This window comes from Microbacterium sp. che218 (genome assembly GCF_040436305.1).
GTDB classification, from domain to species: Bacteria; Actinomycetota; Actinomycetes; order Actinomycetales; family Microbacteriaceae; genus Microbacterium; species Microbacterium algihabitans.
In genome coordinates this window covers 1,626,781-1,644,086 of the sequence record NZ_AP031501.1, presented here as the reverse complement: position 1 = coordinate 1,644,086, position 17,306 = coordinate 1,626,781, and the positions used below count along the sequence as shown (strand labels likewise).

The 17,306-nt window shown below is 70.2% G+C and carries 16 protein-coding genes; 9 read left to right on the top strand and 7 right to left on the bottom strand.

Annotation, left to right across the window (positions count from 1 at the left end; all coding sequences use genetic code 11):
- The first annotated feature begins 20 nt into the window (after window positions 1-20).
- The 5 genes from ABXS86_RS07705 to ABXS86_RS07685 all read left to right on the top strand — a co-directional run bounded on the left by ABXS86_RS07705 (window position 21) and on the right by ABXS86_RS07685 (window position 6,819).
- A complete protein-coding gene (locus ABXS86_RS07705) occupies window positions 21-1,244 on the top strand; it encodes a M20 family metallopeptidase (RefSeq protein WP_307209184.1) in 1,224 nt (407 codons plus the stop codon).
- Window positions 1,245-1,359: 115 nt separating this feature from the next.
- Window positions 1,360-2,358: a hypothetical protein gene (locus ABXS86_RS07700; RefSeq protein WP_353666139.1), complete on the top strand. Its 999-nt coding sequence runs from the start codon at window positions 1,360-1,362 to the stop codon at window positions 2,356-2,358.
- An 81-nt stretch (window positions 2,359-2,439) separates the two neighbouring features.
- The gene (locus tag ABXS86_RS07695) at window positions 2,440-3,738 is read left to right on the top strand and encodes a glycosyltransferase (protein ID WP_307209189.1); all 1,299 of its coding nucleotides are present in this window, start codon (window positions 2,440-2,442) and stop codon (window positions 3,736-3,738) included.
- The gene (locus tag ABXS86_RS07690; protein ID WP_353666138.1) at window positions 3,731-5,890 is read left to right on the top strand and encodes a right-handed parallel beta-helix repeat-containing protein; all 2,160 of its coding nucleotides are present in this window, start codon (window positions 3,731-3,733) and stop codon (window positions 5,888-5,890) included. The genes ABXS86_RS07695 and ABXS86_RS07690 overlap by 8 nt, the downstream gene beginning before the upstream one ends.
- On the top strand, window positions 5,887-6,819 hold the full coding sequence (locus ABXS86_RS07685) for a helix-turn-helix domain-containing protein (RefSeq protein WP_353666137.1): 933 nt from the start codon (window positions 5,887-5,889) through the stop codon (window positions 6,817-6,819). The genes ABXS86_RS07690 and ABXS86_RS07685 overlap by 4 nt, the downstream gene beginning before the upstream one ends.
- A 67-nt stretch (window positions 6,820-6,886) precedes the next feature.
- On the opposite strand, the gene ABXS86_RS07680 is transcribed toward ABXS86_RS07685, so the two are convergent.
- The 3 genes from ABXS86_RS07680 to ABXS86_RS07670 all read right to left on the bottom strand — a co-directional run bounded on the left by ABXS86_RS07680 (window position 6,887) and on the right by ABXS86_RS07670 (window position 9,764).
- A complete protein-coding gene (locus ABXS86_RS07680; RefSeq protein ID WP_307209195.1) occupies window positions 6,887-7,852 on the bottom strand; it encodes an LLM class F420-dependent oxidoreductase in 966 nt (321 codons plus the stop codon).
- Between the two features lie 115 nt (window positions 7,853-7,967).
- Complete coding sequence (locus tag ABXS86_RS07675) at window positions 7,968-8,990, bottom strand: TerC family protein (protein ID WP_251506399.1); 1,023 nt, start codon at window positions 8,988-8,990, stop codon at window positions 7,968-7,970.
- A gap of 207 nt (window positions 8,991-9,197) precedes the next feature.
- Window positions 9,198-9,764 (bottom strand): TetR/AcrR family transcriptional regulator, encoded by a 567-nt coding sequence (locus ABXS86_RS07670; protein ID WP_353666136.1) that lies wholly within the window; start codon window positions 9,762-9,764, stop codon window positions 9,198-9,200.
- Window positions 9,765-9,881: 117 nt separating this feature from the next.
- On the opposite strand from ABXS86_RS07670, the gene ABXS86_RS07665 reads away from it, so the two are divergent.
- The gene (locus tag ABXS86_RS07665) at window positions 9,882-12,488 is read left to right on the top strand and encodes an MMPL family transporter (RefSeq protein WP_353666135.1); all 2,607 of its coding nucleotides are present in this window, start codon (window positions 9,882-9,884) and stop codon (window positions 12,486-12,488) included.
- Window positions 12,489-12,577: 89 nt separating this feature from the next.
- Entirely contained in the window at window positions 12,578-12,766 is a 189-nt protein-coding gene (locus ABXS86_RS07660) for a hypothetical protein (RefSeq protein WP_144829610.1), read from the top strand.
- 152 nt (window positions 12,767-12,918) lie between these two features.
- On the opposite strand, the gene ABXS86_RS07655 is transcribed toward ABXS86_RS07660, so the two are convergent.
- Window positions 12,919-14,307: a glycosyltransferase gene (locus tag ABXS86_RS07655; RefSeq protein WP_353666134.1), complete on the bottom strand. Its 1,389-nt coding sequence runs from the start codon at window positions 14,305-14,307 to the stop codon at window positions 12,919-12,921.
- Window positions 14,308-14,360: 53 nt separating this feature from the next.
- Window positions 14,361-14,606 carry a hypothetical protein gene (locus ABXS86_RS07650; protein ID WP_251506410.1) on the bottom strand — a complete coding sequence of 82 codons (246 nt, stop codon included), beginning with the start codon at window positions 14,604-14,606 and terminating at the stop codon, window positions 14,361-14,363.
- Window positions 14,607-14,717: 111 nt separating this feature from the next.
- On the opposite strand from ABXS86_RS07650, the gene ABXS86_RS07645 reads away from it, so the two are divergent.
- Window positions 14,718-15,425: an esterase/lipase family protein gene (locus ABXS86_RS07645; RefSeq protein ID WP_307209206.1), complete on the top strand. Its 708-nt coding sequence runs from the start codon at window positions 14,718-14,720 to the stop codon at window positions 15,423-15,425.
- A gap of 23 nt (window positions 15,426-15,448) precedes the next feature.
- Here ABXS86_RS07645 and ABXS86_RS07640 read toward each other — a convergent pair whose 3' ends face one another.
- Window positions 15,449-16,039 (bottom strand): MarR family winged helix-turn-helix transcriptional regulator, encoded by a 591-nt coding sequence (locus ABXS86_RS07640; RefSeq protein WP_353666133.1) that lies wholly within the window; start codon window positions 16,037-16,039, stop codon window positions 15,449-15,451.
- Between the two features lie 80 nt (window positions 16,040-16,119).
- Between ABXS86_RS07640 and ABXS86_RS07635 the strand changes: the two genes are divergently transcribed.
- Complete coding sequence (locus tag ABXS86_RS07635; protein ID WP_307209210.1) at window positions 16,120-16,497, top strand: hypothetical protein; 378 nt, start codon at window positions 16,120-16,122, stop codon at window positions 16,495-16,497.
- A gap of 173 nt (window positions 16,498-16,670) precedes the next feature.
- Here ABXS86_RS07635 and ABXS86_RS07630 read toward each other — a convergent pair whose 3' ends face one another.
- The gene (locus tag ABXS86_RS07630) at window positions 16,671-16,889 is read right to left on the bottom strand and encodes a hypothetical protein (protein ID WP_353666132.1); all 219 of its coding nucleotides are present in this window, start codon (window positions 16,887-16,889) and stop codon (window positions 16,671-16,673) included.
- Window positions 16,890-17,306 lie beyond the last annotated feature (417 nt).

The window sequence follows — 17,306 nt, the reverse complement described above, 5'->3', positions numbered from 1 at the left end:
ACCCCCAGGAGGTCCACCCCATGTCCACTCTCACCGCGCGTTCCGCCGCCGCAGCGAGCATCGACGCGATGCCGACCACGATCACCGAGCTGCGTCCCCTCCTCGAGCGCAGGCTCGCAACGCTCGTCGACGTCGCCGCGGACCTGCACGCGCATCCTGAGATCCGCTTCACGGAGACGCACGCCGCCGCGCGCCTGACGGCCGAACTCGAGCTGGCGGGCTTCGCCGTCGAGCGCGGTTTCGCCGGCCTCGAGACGGCGTTCGTGGCGCGCTGGTCGACGACGGATGCCGACGCCCCGACCATCGCGATCTTCTGCGAGTACGACGCCCTCGAGGAGATCGGTCACGCGTGCGGGCACAACATCATCGCCGCCTGCGGTCTCGGCGCGGGTCTTCTCGTCAAGGATGCGTTGGAGGCGTCGCCGGTGCCCGCGAATCTCGTCGTCATCGGCAGCCCGGGCGAAGAGGGCGCCGCCGGCAAGGTGCCCATGATCGAGGGCGGTGTGCTCGACGGCGTCGACCTGGCGATGATGGTGCACCCGTCGGGGACCGATGCCGTGCGCGGCTCGTCGCTGTCGCGCGTCGCCCTCGACATCGACTTCCACGGAAAGGCGGCGCATGCGGCGGCGGCGCCCGAACTCGGTCGAAACGCCCTCGACGGCGCGACGCTGGCGTTGACGGCCATCGGGATGCTCCGGCAGCAGATGACCGATGACGTCCGCATCCACGCGATCATCACGAACGGCGGGCAAGCGCCGAACATCATCCCCGAGCGCGCGAGTCTGCGGATCTTCGTGCGGGCGGCAGATCGCGACCATCTGCTCTCGAACGTCGTGCCGCGCGTGCGGGACTGCTTCGAGGGTGCGGCGATCGCAACCGGCACGACGGTGGAGATCGCGGAGAACACGCCACCCTACTTCTCGTTGCGGTCCAACCCGACGCTCGTCGACGTCGCCGAGGCCGCCTACGGCGTGCTCGGGCGCGATCTCGAGCCCGACCCCACGGTCGCGGGCTCCACGGACATGGGCAACGTCAGCCATGTCGTGCCGTCGATCCACCCGATGATCTGCCTCGCCCGCGACGTGGCTCCGCACACCCGGGAGTTCGCCGCGGCCGCCGGTTCGGCCGAGCTCGCGCCGCCCACGATCGCCGACGGAGCGCTCATGCTCGCCGCAACGGCGCTCTCCGCGTTCCGTGAACCGACCGTGGTCGCCGACGCCAAGGCGACCTTCGCGCGGGACTGAGTTCGTCCGGCCCCGCGTCCCTGCGACGCCGAACGCATCCGCCGGCGGCGGGGGAGACCCCGCCGCCGGTCGGACGTGGGTCCGTCGAAGCGGGGCTCCTGCGATACTCGGTCCGATGTCCCGCCTTCCTCGATCCCTCGCGCTGCTCAGCGCCGGTCTGATGCTCTCCGCATGCGCCCCCGGTGTCGCGTCGACCGCGTCGACGGCGCTTCCCGCGGCGGACGAGCCGTGCGCGCCCGGGGCGGTGCAGGTCGGCGCCGACGCCGACGCCCTGCAGCGCGCTCTGGATGACGCGAAGCCCGGGGCCGTCCTGCAGCTGGCCGATGCGACCTACACGGGGCGGTTCCGCGCCACCGCCTCAGGGACCGCCGATCAGCCCATCGTCCTGTGCGGCGTCGCCAACAGCGTGATCGACGCGGGCAGTGTCGATGACGGGTACGCGCTGCACCTCGACGGAGCCTCGTACTGGGACGTCCGCGACCTGGAGGTGCGCGGTGGGCAGAAGGGCGTCGTCCTCGACGGCGTCTCGCACACGACGTTGTCCGGCTTGCGTATCTCCCACGTCGGCCAGGAGGGGCTCCACCTGCGTGCGGCGAGCAGCGACAATCTCGTGCGCGCGGTCACGGTCGAGCAGACGGGGCTGACCGACCCCGAATTCGGGGAGGGGATCTACGTCGGTTCGGCCGAGTCGAACTGGTGCCGCTACAGCGCGTGTCAGCCCGACCGCAGTGATCGGAACGTCTTCGAACAGCTCGTCGTCGCTGACACCACCGCGGAGGCCGTCGATGTGAAGGAGGGCACCAGCGACGGCATCATCCGGGCCTCCACGCTGGCCACGGCGACCGAGGCCAGCGTCGACAGCGCGGTCGACCTGAAGGGCTCCGGCTGGCGGCTCGAGGACACGACCGTGACCGGCCCCGTGGACGCCGTCTCGGTGCACGTCATCGTCGCGCCGTGGGGAGAGCGCAACACCGTCAGCGGCTCGGATCTGCGTGCGGCGGCGACGGGCGTCGGAGTGCGTCTGGCGGGCGCGGCGCAGGCGGCGGGCAACGTCGTCGGGTGTGACAACACCGTGTCGGCGGGTATCGAGCTCGTTACCGGTCGCTGTACCTGACGACACGGCGGCACCGGACGCGCTATCGTTCACTGTCTCCCCTGGCGCAGCCGACGGCATTGGCCGTCAGGAGGGGACACGGTGCACGACGGCTCGTTCGGTGAGCAGCTCATGTGGGTGCTGCCCTTCGGCTACCTCGGGATCGTCTCGTGGGGCTTCTGGCTGGTGCGCAAGATCCTCGCCGCGACCGCCCGTCCCGTGCGAAACGCCTTCCGCACGACCACGACCGTCGTCGTCCCGTCGTTCCACGAGGACCCCGACGTGCTCGTGCGGTGCCTTCGCACCTGGGTGCGACAGGGGCCGTCGCGCATCATCATCGTGCTCGACCTCGCCGACGTCGAGGCCCAACGGCGCATCGAGGCCCTCGGCATCCCGGGCGTCGACGTCGTCATGTTCCAGCACCGGGGCAAACGGTCGGCCCTCGGCGTCGGCATCCGGATGGTCGACACCGAGCTCATCGTGTTCGTCGACTCCGACACGGCGTGGGACGAGGGCATGCTCGCGGCCGTGCAGATGCCCTTCATCGATCCGGCGGTCGGCGCCGTCAGCACCCGTCAGAACGTCTACCTTCCGCGATCGAGCGTGTGGCGCCGCGTCGCGGACTGGATCATCGACCTGCGGTACACCGACTACGCCCCCGCGATGGGACGGTTCGGGGGGATCATCTGCGCCTCGGGTCGTACCGCCGCGTACCGCCGCACCGTGATCCAGCCGCGCGTCGAAGACCTCGAGCACGAGATCTTCTTCGGGCGCGAGTGCGTGGCCGGAGACGACGGCCGGATGACGTGGCTCGTGCTGTCGCAGGGATTCCGCGTCGCGCATCAGGACAGTGCGCGGGCGCTGTCGATGTTCCCCGGCACGTTCCGGGCGTTCGTGAAGCAGCGGGTGCGATGGAGCCGGAACTCCTATCGCTGCTATCTCACGGCGATCCGGCACGGTTGGGTGTTCAAGGTGCCGTTGATCTCTCAGATCACGATGATGCAGATCCTGCTCACCCCGTTCACGATGTTCGTCGCCCTCGGTTACATCGCGCTCTCCGTGCGTTCTTCCCACCCCTGGCTCGCCCTGGGACTGGCCGTGCTGTGGTTGTTCGTCGGTCGCGGCATCCGCGGCATGTCGCATCTGTGGCGGCGGCCCGAGGACATCGTGCTGCTCCCGCTCGTCACCCTCGTGATCATCCTCGTGGCGCTGCCCATCAAGGTCTACGCGCTGTTCACGATGAACAAGCAGGGGTGGTTGACGCGTTCGGCGGATGCCACGGGCGGCGAGGGCCAGACCGAGGCGAGCCTCGGGGGCGAGGGGCAGTCGGCGGCGAGCGTCGGCCTGTCGAGTGCGGATGCACACGCTGCGGCGGCGACCGGCGAGGTGAGCCGTGGATGACGACGGCGCGCTGACGGCGGAGGAGCGCGGGGACGCCCGGCCCGGCCTCCGCGGCCCGGTTCGAGTGGCCATGGTGGTCGCCGTCGTGGTGCTGGTCGGGGGGGTCGTGCTGACGGGCAACTTCGTGCACACCGGCACGTTCCTGCCGTGGGTGGACGCGGCCGCACAGTCCGACACGCCCCTCGTCGCGCCCTCTCCGTCGGGCTCGGCGAATTCCGCCGATTCGGACAAGCCGAAGACGCCGGCCGAGAGGGTCGCGGCGGAGGACGCCCGGCTCTCCGCGGTGGCGGCGCTGCCCGCGGGCGATCCCGCTCTGCTGGACACCTGGAACACCGTGGTGCTGGCTCCTCGCAACGGTCAGCAGACGGGTTACCTCTTCGGCGACCTCGTGGCCCTCGGGGCCGTGCGCGTCGACGACGACACGACCGCGACCCTCGTTCGCAACGTCGTCATCCGGGCGGGCGCCGAACTCGACCTGTATTCGAGCGCAGCTCAGGGCACGGACACCCTGCGCCTGCTCAGCACGGCGGACACCACCACGAGCATCGTGGGCTGGGGCGGCATCCTCGCGATCGGCGGAACAGCCGACCACCCCGTCACCGTGACCAGCTGGGACGACACGCTGGCCGCCCCCGATGTCGATCAGAGCGACGGGCGCGCGTACATCCGCGTGCGCGACGGCATCCTGGGCCTGGTGTCGACACGTCTCTCTGATCTCGGCTTCTGGAGCGGTCGCACGGGCGGGATCTCGATCACGGGGAGCGGCAGCGGGTCGATCGCCGCGTTGCAGGACGTCACGACGACGGGACTGCACTACGGGTTCTTCGGATCCGACACGAACGGCATCCAGATCACGGACTCGCACTTCGACGACTCGACGCTGACGGGCGTGGAGGTCACCAACGGGGCGAGCGAAACCACCATCCAGAAGACGAGCGTCACCGGTTCCGGGGGCGACGGAATCGCCGTCTCGCGGCAGTCCAGCGCCGTCACTCTCGACGACGTCACGGTCGAGGGATCGGCCGGATGGGGTGTGAGGGTCGATGGAGCCGCGCTCGCCGACGGACCGACGACCGGCGGCTACGGGCTCACCCCCTCCACAGGGCTCACGCTCACCGAGTCGCGCATCTCGGGCAATCGCGAGGGCGGTGTGCGGGTCATCTCGACCGACGACACCGAGATCCGGCGCACCACGGTCGACGAGACGCGCACGGCCGTCCTCGTCGAGGGGCCCTCCACGGGGCTGACCGTCACGAACGCCGATCTGTCGTCCGCAGATCTGCGCGGTCTCGACATCTCGGGCGAGATCACGGATGCCACGGTGTCCGACTCCCGCTTGGTGGGCCGCCGCATCGCGCTGGAGTTGACGCGCGCGGCCGTCATCGTGCGCGGCAACGACATGACCGTGGCATCCGGATACGCGGTCGAACTGGCTGAGGGAGCCCGCGCCGACATCACCGGCAACGTGCTGCGCGGCGTCGGTCAGGACGCGGTCGCCCTGTGGTCGGGGGCGCGCACCATGCAGGCCGACAACGATCAGTCCGCCTGGACGTTCCAATGGGCATGGGTCGGGTGGATGAACGAGCATCCGATGATGTGGATGTGGGCCCTCGTGCTGCTGATCCCCGCGATCGGCGTGCCCGTGCTGTGGCGTCGCCGTCGCGAGCATCAGCGCTTGCGCGACCTGCTGCGTGAGGCACTGCTGCGCCACGGTGAGGAGCAGATGGCCGCCTACCCGGGTGGCGTCGTCGAAGCGGCGCGCCCGGTCGACGAGGAGCCGGCGGCAGTGGCCGCTCCGGTGCTCGTCGGAGCGACGTCTCCGACGCCCGTCGGTGTCGCGGGCTCACGCATTCCGCGGGGTCCGGGGTCGTGGACGCCGGGGGAGCGGTTCGCGACGGCGGAGCCGGTCGCGACCCCGCGTGGTGGGGTCCGTCCGGGGCGCGTTCGGCCCCGATCCTTCGCCGATCTGCGGACGGGGCCCCTGGAGGGGCGCACGTTCGCCTCGCTCCAGGACTTCGCCGTCGCGGCGGTGCGGGAGGGCGGTTACTCCGTCACCACCATCGCGCGCCTGTTCCGGATACAGCATTGGCGTCTGCAACAGTGGGTCGACGAGGCCGATCGCGCCTCGCGTGAGACGGGAGTGAGCGCGTGAGCGACGCACCGGAGGCGGATCGCCTCGACGAAGTCCTGCACACCTTGGCTGCTCGCGTGCGCCGCATGCGTGAGGAACGCGATCTGTCGATCACGGCCCTGTCCTTCGAAGCGGGGCTGTCGGAGTCGCGGGTGCGCGCACTCGAAGCCGGTCGGACGACGGCCTCGCTGGCGACCCTCGTCGCTCTGGCCGAGACCTTCGAGGTCGACGTCGCCGAGCTCTTCGCCGACCCGGTACGCACGGCGGCACCGGCCGAGCCCGCGAGCGCGTACGTCGTTCCCAGCGAGGTCATCTGGGGCGGCGAACTCCCTCCGGCGCCGTGGATGCCCGAGGCGAAAGCCGCGCCGGCGCCCAGCCCCTACGTCGTGCCCAGCGAGGTCGTCTGGGGAGGCGACCTTCCGCCCGCGGCCTGGACGACGGCCGTGGCGCCACCGGCGATGCCGGAGGCGACCTCGGGTGCAAGCCTCGCGCCACCGGCGGCGACGCCGACCGAGAAGACGTGGGGAGGTGCGCTCCCGCCCGCCCCATGGACTGCTCCGGTACCGGCACCGCCCGTGGCCTCCGTCAGCGTGCCCGTGTCGAGCCACGTGCCCGCCGGAGTGATCGACGCGGGCCGTGGGGACACCGCCTCGCACGCCACGTCCGCCGCGGAATCGGTGCACCGCCGTGCGGCCGCCCACGGGGTCGAGCAGATGTCGCCGTACGTCTTGGTGGTGCAGGGTCAGACCCCGCCCCGACAGCCGCGGACGTTCGCCGACCTCCGCGAGGGAGTGCTCGCAGGTCGGGAGTTCCGTTCGCTCCGCGAGTTCGCGATCGCCGCGGTGGCCGAGGCAAACCATTCCTCCGTCGCCGTGGCGCGGGTCTTCCGCCTCCCGGTGTGGCGCCTCGAGGAGTGGGTGCGCGAGGCGGGATACGTCGCGACCCGGTGAGGCGGACCCCGGATGCCGCCGGGGGACGCATGAGGTGCGCGCCCCCGCGGCGGGTCGATCCGAGGGATCAGAGGGCGCGGAGCTTCTCCAGCAGCGGAGCTGCGACCTCGTCGACGAACCGCTGCTGCTGGGCGTCGCCGACCTGCACGATGGCGATGTCGGTGAAACCGGCGTCGATGAACGGGCGCACGCTCTCGGCGAGTTCGTCGAGATCGGGGCCGCACGCGATGGAGTCGGCGACGTCCTCCGGGCGCACGAACTGCGACGCGCCCGCGAACCCGGCCGGGGTCGGCAGATCGGAGTTGACGGCCCATCCGCCGGCGAACCATCGGAACTGGTCGTGCGCACGCTCGATCGCGGCGCCCTTGTCCGGGTCCCAGCTGATGGGGATCTGGCCGATCTTGCGGGACTCGCCCTCATGGTGCTCGTCCCAGCCGGCGATGAGATCGGCTTCGGGTTCGGTGGTGATGAGGTGGTCGCCCAGCGGGGCGAATCGCTTGATGGAGTGTTCGCCCGACACCGCGACCCCGATCGGGACCCCGCCGTCGGGAGCGTCCCAGACGCGAGCGGAGTCGACGCGGAAGTACTCGCCGTCGTACGTCACGAGGTCGCCCGTGTGCAGGGCGCGGATGATCTCGATCGCCTCGACGAGCATGTCCTGACGCGCGTGCACCGCGGGCCACCCCTCTCCGACCACGTGCTCGTTCAGGTTCTCACCCGAACCGAGGCCGAGCGTGAAGCGTCCGTCGGAGAGCAACTGCAGGGTGGCGGCCTTCTGCGCGACGACGGCCGGGTGATACCGGATCGTCGGGCAGGTGACATAGGTCATGAGTTCGACATCGGTGGTCGCCTGCGCGACCGCGCCGAGAACCGTCCACGCGTACGGGGCGTGCCCCTGGCTGGTGAGCCACGGCGAGTAGTGATCGCTGGAGACGAGGAAGTCGTAGCCGGCGCGTTCGGCGCCGACGGCATAGTCAACGAGGGCCTTCGGGCCGCTCTGCTCGGTCATGAGGGTGTAGCCGAATCGCGTCATGCGGCCACGGTAGGTGCGACCTCGAGGGGGATCGCCGGGGTTGCGCCGACACCTCGGATGCGGCAGGGAACGACGACGGGCCCGCGGCGGCTGCCGCGGGCCCGTCGTCGAAGGGTCAGTCCTCGGGGGCGTGGATCACCTTCTCGCCGTCGAAGGTCTCGCGTTCCTTCTTCTTGTCGTCGTTGCGGGTCTTGCGCAGGCTGGCGATCGTGGCGACGGCGACGGTCGCGGCGATGAACAGCAGCGAGAACCAGATGGGGATCTCGGGCACCCACAGCAGCGGCTCGCCGCCGTTGATGAAGGGCAGCTCGTTGACGTGCAGGGCGTGGAACACGAGCTTGACGCCGATGAAGGCCAGGATGACGGCGAGGCCCTGGGCGAGGTAGACCAGGCGCTCAAGCAGGCCGCCGATGAGGAAGTACAGCTGACGCAGTCCCATCAAAGCGAAGGCGTTGGCGGTGAAGACGATGTATGCCTCGTTCGTCAGGCCGTAGATCGCGGGGATCGAGTCGACGGCGAAGACGAGGTCGATGAAGCCGATCGCGATGATGACGAGCAGCATCGGGGTGACGAAGCGCTTGCCGTCCTTCTTCACGGTCAGCTTGTCTTCGCTGTACTCCTCGGTGACGGGGAGGACGCGGCGGACGAACCTCATGAACTTGCCGTTGGCCGGGTCGCTCTCGCCGTGGGCGAAGGCCTGGCGGTAGGCCAGGAACAGCAGCAGGGCGCCGAAGATGTAGAAGATCCAGGAGAAGTTCTCGATGAGGGCGGCGCCGACGGCGATGAACGCACCGCGCATGATCAGCGCGATCACGATGCCGACCATCAGCACCTTCTGCTGATACTTCTTCGGCACGGCGAAGCCGGTCATGATGATGAGGAAGACGAAGAGGTTGTCGATCGATAGTGCCTTCTCGGTCAGGTACCCGGCGAAGTACTCACCACCGTAGGTCCAGCCCGACACGACGCCGATGCCGACGCCGAACAGGAGCGCAAGCCCGATGTAGAAGGCGGACCAGCGCGCGGATTCGCCGATCGTCGGCTCATGCGGCTTGCGCACGTGCGCGAAGAACTCGAACACGAAGAACGCGATGGTGACCGCGATCGTGATGATCCAGATAAGGGGGGTGACGCCCATGGCGACCTCCAAGGGAAATAGGTGTACAACAAGACACCAAGGTCTCTTCCGCCCCGGCGAGAGGGCCGACGTCCCGGGCTCACGATGGCGTGGTCCGTATTGACGAGATCGTCGCGGTGGGAGTACTCCCCTTGTTGAAAGCGATTGTACGGGATGCCGCTGTGCGCTGCGGGGCTGGACGCTGAGAGCCCCGTTGTGGTATTTCGTTCAGTGCGGGGGCGGGCCGACGACGACGTCGACCAGCGCCAGCATGTCGGCGGAGGCGAAGTGCTCACGGCTCAGCGCGCGCAGGATCACCGCGCCGAGGAGAGCATCGGCGGCCGCTTCGAGACGCGGACCGCCGGCGTCGCCCATCGCTCGTGACAAGCGGTCCATCAGCGGCGCGGCCAGGATCTCGGATCGCAGGCGCCGACCGGTTTCGGCGCTGCCGGCGGAGGCGGCGACGAGGGAGCGCAGCAGTCCTTCTCCGTCGGCGCTCGCGCGCAAGGTGAAGATCTCGGTCAGCCACGCGGCCAGGTCGGCGCGCGGGTCGCCGGTGTCGGGGACCTCGCGCTGGGGTCCGAGCAGTCGTCCCTCGAGAATCGCTTCGGCGAGCACGTCGCCCTTGCTCGGCCACCAGCGGTAGATCGTCTGCTTCCCCACGCCGGCGCGGCGGGCGATGCCCTCGATCGTCAGGTGGTCGTAGCCGTGCTCGGCGAACAGGGCGACGGCCGCGTCGAGGATGGCCAGGCGCGCGGCTTCGCTGCGGATCGGGCCACTGCGCGGAAGTGCCATGACACACATTCTGGACGATGTCCAACGGGATCGAGACGAGACGGTGCGTGTTATCTTAGCCCCACTGGTCGGAGCCGACGGTGCTCCTGCGTGCGCACCGCACGAGAGGAACACCGCATGGCCGAATTTCTGCACCGTCTCGGGACCTTCGCCGCTCGGCGCGCGTGGACGGTCATCATCGCCTGGGTGGTCATCCTCGGCGTCGTCGTCGGCGGCTTCCTGATCGGATTCAAGGGCCTGAGCTCGAGCTTCGACATCCCCGGCACGGCATCCGGCGACGTCATCGCCGAACTCGAGGGCGAGTTGCCCGACTTCGCCGGCGCAGCGGGCGCGGTCGTGTTCCGCACCGACGACGGTTCGGCCCTCGACGACGCGCAGAAGAGCGCCATCAGCGCGCTGGTCGCCTCCGACGGCGACCTCCCCGACGTGGCGCGCGTGACGGATCCGTTCTCGGCGCAGCAGCAGCTCGACGACCAGCGGCAGCAGGTCACCGACGGTGCTCAGCAGCTCGAGGCGGCGCGCGCGCAGCTCACCTCGGGCCAGCAACAGCTCGACGCCGGCACCGCTCAGCTCGACGCGGGTCAGCAGCAGCTCGACGCGGCGCGTGCGCAGCTCGAGGCCGCGCCGCTGCCCGAGGCGCAGAAGGCCGCGCAGCTGTCGGCGCTCTCCGCGCAGCAGACCCAGCTCGATCAGCAGCGCGCGGCGCTCGGCGACCAGCAGACGCAGCTGACGGACGGGCGCGCGCAACTCGAGGCGCAGCAGACCCAGCTCGACCAGGGCTCGGAGCTGCTCGGATTCGCGGATGCCGTGCGGCTGGTGTCCGAGGACGGGTCGACGGCCATCGTCAACGTGTCCTTCAGCGAGCCTCGGCTCGAGCTCTCGGAGGAATCGAAGCAGGCGGTCGTCGCCCACTTCACCTCGGATCCGGTCGCCGGCGTCGACGTCGCGTTCAACACCGAGATCTCGCAGGGGGTGCCCGAGATCCTCGGCGTCGGCGAGGCGATCGGCGTCGCGATCGCCGCGATCGTGCTCATCGTCGTGCTGGGCTCGCTGCTGGCGGCCTCCTTCCCGATCATCACCGCGCTCGTGGGTGTGGCCATCGGTGCGATGGCTACCCTGTCGTTCTCGGGTGTCGTGCAGATGGCATCCGTCACCCCGATCCTCGGAGTCATGCTCGGCCTCGCCGTCGGCATCGACTACGCGCTGTTTATCCTCTACCGGCACCGCCGGCAGGTCCTGCAGGGGGCGGACGTCGTCGAGTCGATCGGCCTCGCCAACGGCACTGCGGGCAACGCCGTGGTCTTCGCCGGCACCACGGTCATCGTGGCGCTGCTGGCCCTGAACATCACCGGCATCCCCTTCCTGGGGCTGATGGGCACCGCGGGTGCGGTCAGCGTCCTGGTCGCCGTCCTCATCGCGGTCTCGCTCACCCCCGCGCTGCTGGGCCTTTCGGGGCTGCGGATCCTGGGTCGTCGCGCCCGCGCCCGCGTCGCCGCGCTCGAGGCGGCCGAACACCCGCGCCGCGCCGCTCGCACGGGAGTCGCTCCGACGGATGCCGAGGAGCATCCGCGCCGCGCCGCCCGCACCGGTTCGATCCCCACCGCCGGCGCCCCCGTCGCACCCATGTCGACCGTGCGGGCGGTCATCACGATGCTCGTGGCGACCCTCGCCCTGCTCGTCGTCGCCATCCCCGCGCTGTCGATGCGTCTGGGGCTTCCCGACGGCGGCTCGGAGGCGGAGGACTCGACCGCGTATCAGGCCTTCACCTGGACCCAAGACGCGTTCGGCGCCGGAGCGAACGCTCCTCTGCTGGTGACCGCGGCGCTGCCGGCGGACACGGCCGAGGCCGACGTGCAGGGCATCCAGCTCGACGTCGCCCGCGAGCTCTTCGCTCAAGACGACGTGGTGGCCGTGGCGCCCGTCGCCGTGTCGGAGGACCGCCGTCTCGCCGCCTTCCAGGTGATCCCCGCCGAGGGGCCCAATGCGGTGTCGACCGATCGACTCGTGCGCGATCTGCGCGCCATCCCGCCGGTCGATGGAGACATCGTGCTCGGGGTGGCCGGGGCCGCGGCCATCAACATCGACATCTCCGAGGGGCTCGCCGACGTCCTGCCCATCTACCTCGTCGTCGTCGTCGGGTTGTCGTTCCTCATCATGGTGGCGGTCTTCCGCTCGCTGCTGGTGCCCCTGATCGCCACCCTCGGATTCGTGCTGTCGCTGTTCGCCACCTACGGGGCGGTGACCGCGGTCTTCCAGTGGGGCTGGCTCGGCGAGGTGCTCGGCGTCCACAACCCCGGGCCGATCCTGAGTTTCCTCCCGGTGATCCTCGTCGGCATCCTGTTCGGGCTCGCGATGGACTACCAGCTCTTCCTCGCCACCGGTATGCGCGAGGCCTGGGCGCACGGCGCCGCTCCGCGACTCGCTGTCGCGCAGGGCTTCCGGGCGGGACGCACCGTGGTCGCCGCGGCGGCGATCATCATGATCGCGGTGTTCTCCGGCTTCATCGCCTCCGATTCCGTCATCATCAAGTCGATGGGGCTCGGGCTCGCCCTGGGCGTGCTGTTCGACGCCTTCATCGTGCGCATGCTGCTGATGCCGGCCCTCATGCACGTGCTCGGCGGAGCGGCGTGGTGGCTGCCGAAATGGCTCGACCGCATCGTGCCGAACGTCGACGTGGAGGGCTCGGCGCTCGAGCGCCGGCACCCGTCGCACCACGGGGTCTGAGCATCCGCGGCCGGGGGTGCGCAAGCCCCGGCCGATCCCCTCGCGCGGAGGGGAGGATGCGGTCACGACCCGTACCGAGGAGGACGACGATGACCGATCGCGAAGAGACCCAGGACGCTCCCGTCATGGACGGCGCCACCGACGCCGGTGTCGAGGAGAAGAAGGACGGCGCGCGCGAGCAGCGGGCGGCGGACGCTGCGGTGCAGGACGACGACCCGGCCCAGCAGGATCTGAAGGACGACCTGCGCAGCATCAAGGGCTACGGCGAGGACCGCTGAGCCGGACGACGACCCCCGTCCGGAGCCAGGTGGGGGACGGGCTCGACGGGCGGGAGTCGTCGCGGACGCCGAGATGAGGCGTCATCCGCGCCGGCGATGCCGGGGCCGGGTACAGAAACAGTACGCCCGGCCGCCGGCTCTCCTGCCGGAATTCAGCCAATCCGAAGGCGGCGCCGAAGGGTTTCGCGCACACGCCAGGTGGACTGACGCGCGCGGTGCCGGCGTCGGGCGCGCCGAAGCGTGAGACCCCACCGCGCGAGCACGGCGTTCTCGTCGTACGCGCGGGCGCGGTCGCGCGCGCGGCGCCGCATGCGTTGCAGCGATGCGGCGTCGAGGGATGAGGCGTCGACGAGGGCGGCGGCGAGCGCGTCCACGTCACCCGGGGGGACCAGCCACCCGGTGCTGCCGTGGGCGATCAGTTCACGAGGCCCATACGCCACGTCGTAGGCGATCGGGAGGCAGCCCGCCGCCATCGCCTCGGCGACCACGAGCGAGAACGCTTCCGACCGGCTGGTCAGCAGGAGGAACCCGGCCGACGCGAGGGTGTCTCGAGCCCCGGGCTGGAATCCGTGGAAGCGGACTCCCTCTCCCGCGAGACGTTCGAGAGCGGGGCGTGCGGGGCCGTCGCCGTAGACGTCGAGGGTCAGGTCGCCCAGGCGGGAGCGGGCGCGGGCGACAGCCTCGATCGCATCCTCGACCCGCTTGATGGGTTCGAGACGAGCGATCACCGTCGCACCCGATCGCGGCCGAACGAGGTCGGCCTCGGGGATCGTCACCGGATGCGGAACAGCGGCCAACAGGGGGAGCACCCCCACCTCTCGTCGGACGTCGCCCGCCTGGCGTGCGGTGCAGAACACGACGGCGTCGAACGCGCTCAGGCGGGAGAAGACCTCCGCGCGCGAAGGGCGGATCGAGGTGCCGTCGTCGGTGAGGTGCGAGCCGTGCACCACGTGCAGCACGGTGACTCCGGGTCGGCGGTATCCCGCTGCGAACCGCGCCATCGCCTTGCTGTCGACGAGCAGGAAGGAGGGTCCGCCGGCGGTGAGTCGGTCGAGCCACGCCGCGTAGAGCTCACGCACCCCCCGCCACGCCGACCGAGGCGCACCGGTCGCGTCGCACGTCACGATCACGCGGCGTGCGCGTCCGGAGGCGTGCGGTACGTCCCGCCGGTCGCTCGCGGCGAGGGTCCCGTCCGGGCGCAGATGGTCGATCTGGACGACGGCGCCGGTGGCATCGGTGCGGATCCGTCGCACGAGCGTCTCACCGGAGTACTCGGCATCCGCGTCGTCGTCGAGCGGGGAGAAACCCGCTCCCGCGCCGACGGCCCGACCGCGCAGATCGTTTCCGCGCAGCCAATCCCAGAGATTGATCAGTCGCACCCCGTCGGTGAGGGCTCCGCGACGAGCGAGCTCGGCGGACACCGCCACCCGGTCGTCGTGATCGTCGCAGGTGAGGACGTGGACCGCCGTCTTGCCGAGCCCGGCGAACAGCCGCGAGCGTTGGAACAGCGCCGCGGTGAGACCGCCGTAATCTCGTGGCACGCCCCAGGTCAGGACGAATTGCCGGCCGGCGGGGAGAAGGGAACCGCGGGCCATCACGCGTCGTCGGTGGGGATCTCCCCGGCGGCGATCGCGTCGGCGTAGGTGCGGATGTCGGGGCCGGGCTCGTAGTCGATGAAGCGATCCTTGATCCGGGCGTTGATCTGGGCGAAGGCCTCGTCCGACGAGATCCCCTCGCCCTCGCGTGCCACGGCGACGACGGCCTCGCGCAGCACCTTGTCGGCGTCGTCGAGGATCTTCTGGCGGGCCGGCTCGTTCCAGCGGATGTCCGAGGTTTCCATGGCGACACCCTACGGCGGCCGCAGCGGGGCGGACGCCGGGGTTGCGTCGCACGGAGGCCTGTGCAGAGCAACCCGCCTCCGCGCTCGCGATGAGGCCGCGAGGATGGGCGGATGTCGACGGATGCCGTGCCCCCACGCGACCCGAGGACGCCCGGTGCCCGGGCGCGGAACCTGGGGTGGTGGGTGCGCGATTACGGCTACGCGCTCGCCGCCCAGCGACGGGCGGCCTTTGGTCGGTCGCTCCCCGATGGGTTGACGGGCGGAACCGGCACGCCGATCGTTCTGCTCCCGGGCATCTACGAGACCTGGCGCTTCCTCGAACCCCTCGCCCGGGTGCTGCACGACAGGGGCCACCCCGTCCACGCGGTGACCGAGCTCGGCGACAACCGTCGGCCGATCACCGAGCAGGCTCGCCGTCTGGGCTCTCTCCTCGAGAAGAGGGGCCTCGACGACGTCGTGCTGGTGGCGCACAGCAAAGGCGGCCTCATCGGCAAGCACCTGATGGCGTTCAGCCCGCTCGGCGACCGCGTCAGGGCGATGGTGGCCGTGGCGACGCCGTTCGGCGGCTCGCGCTACAGCAGGGTCATGCCGACGCCCTCCTTGCGCGCCTTCGCTTCAGGAGACGCGACGATGCGGGCGCTGTCCGCGGCCGTCGAGGTCAATGCGCGCATCGTCTCGATCTACGGCGTCTTCGACCCGCACATCCCGGAGGGCAGCGAGCTGGCGGGCGCACGCAACGTGCCCCTGCCCACGGGCGGCCATTTCCGCGTGCTCGCCGATCCTCGCGTGGTGGAAGAGGTCGTCCGCGTGGCGGAATGATCTCTCCGCCCGCGTGGTGGCCGTCACGCGGCGTCGGGGTGGGCGACGGGCGGTCCGGAAACGGTGTCGGATGCCGCGGACGAAGCCCGGGCGATCATGCAGCACGTGTCGCCGGCGTCGGCGCACGAATTGGCGACGGCGCAGCGCATGCGGAGGAGGAACGCCGTCACGGCATCGGTCTCGCTCTCGGTCATGCCGCGTGTGGCCTGCATCATTCGAGCGTGCATCGCGGTGAGGGTCTCGCGCATCTCGTCATCCGCGTGGGCGGTCGTCGAGACGAGCACCTTGCGCCGGTCCACGGGGTGCGACTTGCGGGTCAGGTGACCGGAGCGCTCGAGGCGGTCGAGGAGGGCGGTGACCGATGCCGTGGACACGCCCAGGTGACGGGCGAGATCGATCGGGGTCACGTCGCGGTGGGCACTGGCCGCTCGAGTGAGGAAGCGCAGGACGAGCAGTTCGTTCTCGCCCATCGCCATGGAGTCCTGCGTGCGTCGGCGCATCGTCATCTCGGCCGCGCGGTACGACCGCATGGCCTCCATGATGCGCGCTCCGCGCTCGTCTTCCCGGTTCTCGCTGTACCAGTACGAGGGCGGTGACGGATCTTCGGTCGTCATCTGATTCCTAATATCTCGCTTGCCTATTCGCTAGTCTACCTAGTAAGTTCTCACACGAGCAACGAGCAGAGGGGTACATCATGGCGAAGCTCTACTACGGCACGACGACCGAGCCGATCAGCATCGACGACCGCATGTTGGCGCACGTCAAAGTCGTGGTCGCCACGAAACTGCGACGTGGCGAGAGCTTCACGCTCTCGTGGATCCACGGCGCCGACGAGCCCACCGGCCGATCGACGATCTGGCTGCAGCCGTCCATTCCGCTGCGCTTCGTGTTCGAGTCCGAGCAGCCCGAGGCTCTCGACCAGAACCTCCTCAAGCGCATGGCGAACGACGCCAACTCCTCGCGAGGGCTGAGCCTCGACATCCCCGTCGACGAACCGGCCCAGGCCGGCTCCGCCACCCGTCCTGCTTCGCCGGGTGCCAAGTCGGCTCGCTCGCTCGCTCGAGCGGCCTGAGCGGGTTCGAGGGGGCGGTCGGACGGGACCTCGAGTGGTCCCGTCGCCGTCGCACCCCGATCGCCCGCTGAACAACGTCTCCTCCCGGTGAAAGAGAGCAATGAACCTTCCTGCCACGTGGGACCTCCCCACGGAACCGATCTCGATCGTCGCCGCGGAAGAACTCGAGGCGCTCAGTCCCCGGTGACGTCTCCATCGATCGGCGAAGTCGCGTGCTCGGTGCGAATGCGGATCGTCCCGAGGGCGAAGAGCACCGTGCCGATCGCGAGCAGGCCCAGCTTGGGCTCCGTGGGGGAGTCGGCCGGGAAGAAGAGCGTGGGGGCGGCCAACACCGCCGCCGACGCGACGCAGAGGAAAACGGCCACCGGGCGATGCGTCGACCGCTTCGTCATGGGGCTCCCTCCCGTTCGCCGCTAGCCTAGCGAGCCGCCGGAGCGGAGGCACGGTCTCGCCGTTCGGGTGCCGTGACCGCGAAACCGTGCCTCCTTGAGCAGCCGGTCGGCGGGTCGGGAACCTGGGGGAGAACCGTTCGCGCCGCTGCTCGAGGTCGAGCATCGCACGTCGCGCAAGCCGTCTGAGGGGCTGACTGAGCGTTATCACCCGTCGATGCATCAGAGATCATCAGACGCTGGCGGCGGGTCGCTCGCGGAGAAGAAGGTGCGGGCAGAGCGTCGGCATCTTGCGTTTGCGGCCCCCCGGCTCGCATGCGCCGCGTTCGCTCTGCCCGCTGAATCAAGCATCCGACGTCGCGTGGGCAGACTGAAGCCCAACGGCCCGGAAATCACCCTGACGGCCGAACACCTCACCAC

Excerpts from the sequence above, each read along its gene's own strand:
- ABXS86_RS07705 (WP_307209184.1), top strand. The coding sequence starts at position 21 with ATGTCCACTCTCACCGCGCGTTCCGCCGCCGCAGCGAGCATCGACGCG.
- ABXS86_RS07700 (WP_353666139.1), top strand. The coding sequence starts at position 1,360 with ATGTCCCGCCTTCCTCGATCCCTCGCGCTGCTCAGCGCCGGTCTGATG.
- ABXS86_RS07680 (WP_307209195.1), bottom strand. The coding sequence starts at position 7,852 with ATGACGCGATTCGGCTACACCCTCATGACCGAGCAGAGCGGCCCGAAG.
- ABXS86_RS07675 (WP_251506399.1), bottom strand. The coding sequence starts at position 8,990 with ATGGGCGTCACCCCCCTTATCTGGATCATCACGATCGCGGTCACCATC.
- ABXS86_RS07670 (WP_353666136.1), bottom strand. The coding sequence starts at position 9,764 with ATGGCACTTCCGCGCAGTGGCCCGATCCGCAGCGAAGCCGCGCGCCTG.
- ABXS86_RS07665 (WP_353666135.1), top strand. The coding sequence starts at position 9,882 with ATGGCCGAATTTCTGCACCGTCTCGGGACCTTCGCCGCTCGGCGCGCG.
- ABXS86_RS07660 (WP_144829610.1), top strand. The coding sequence starts at position 12,578 with ATGACCGATCGCGAAGAGACCCAGGACGCTCCCGTCATGGACGGCGCC.
- ABXS86_RS07650 (WP_251506410.1), bottom strand. The coding sequence starts at position 14,606 with ATGGAAACCTCGGACATCCGCTGGAACGAGCCGGCCCGCCAGAAGATC.
- ABXS86_RS07645 (WP_307209206.1), top strand. The coding sequence starts at position 14,718 with ATGTCGACGGATGCCGTGCCCCCACGCGACCCGAGGACGCCCGGTGCC.
- ABXS86_RS07640 (WP_353666133.1), bottom strand. The coding sequence starts at position 16,039 with ATGACGACCGAAGATCCGTCACCGCCCTCGTACTGGTACAGCGAGAAC.
- ABXS86_RS07635 (WP_307209210.1), top strand. The coding sequence starts at position 16,120 with ATGGCGAAGCTCTACTACGGCACGACGACCGAGCCGATCAGCATCGAC.
- ABXS86_RS07630 (WP_353666132.1), bottom strand. The coding sequence starts at position 16,889 with ATGACGAAGCGGTCGACGCATCGCCCGGTGGCCGTTTTCCTCTGCGTC.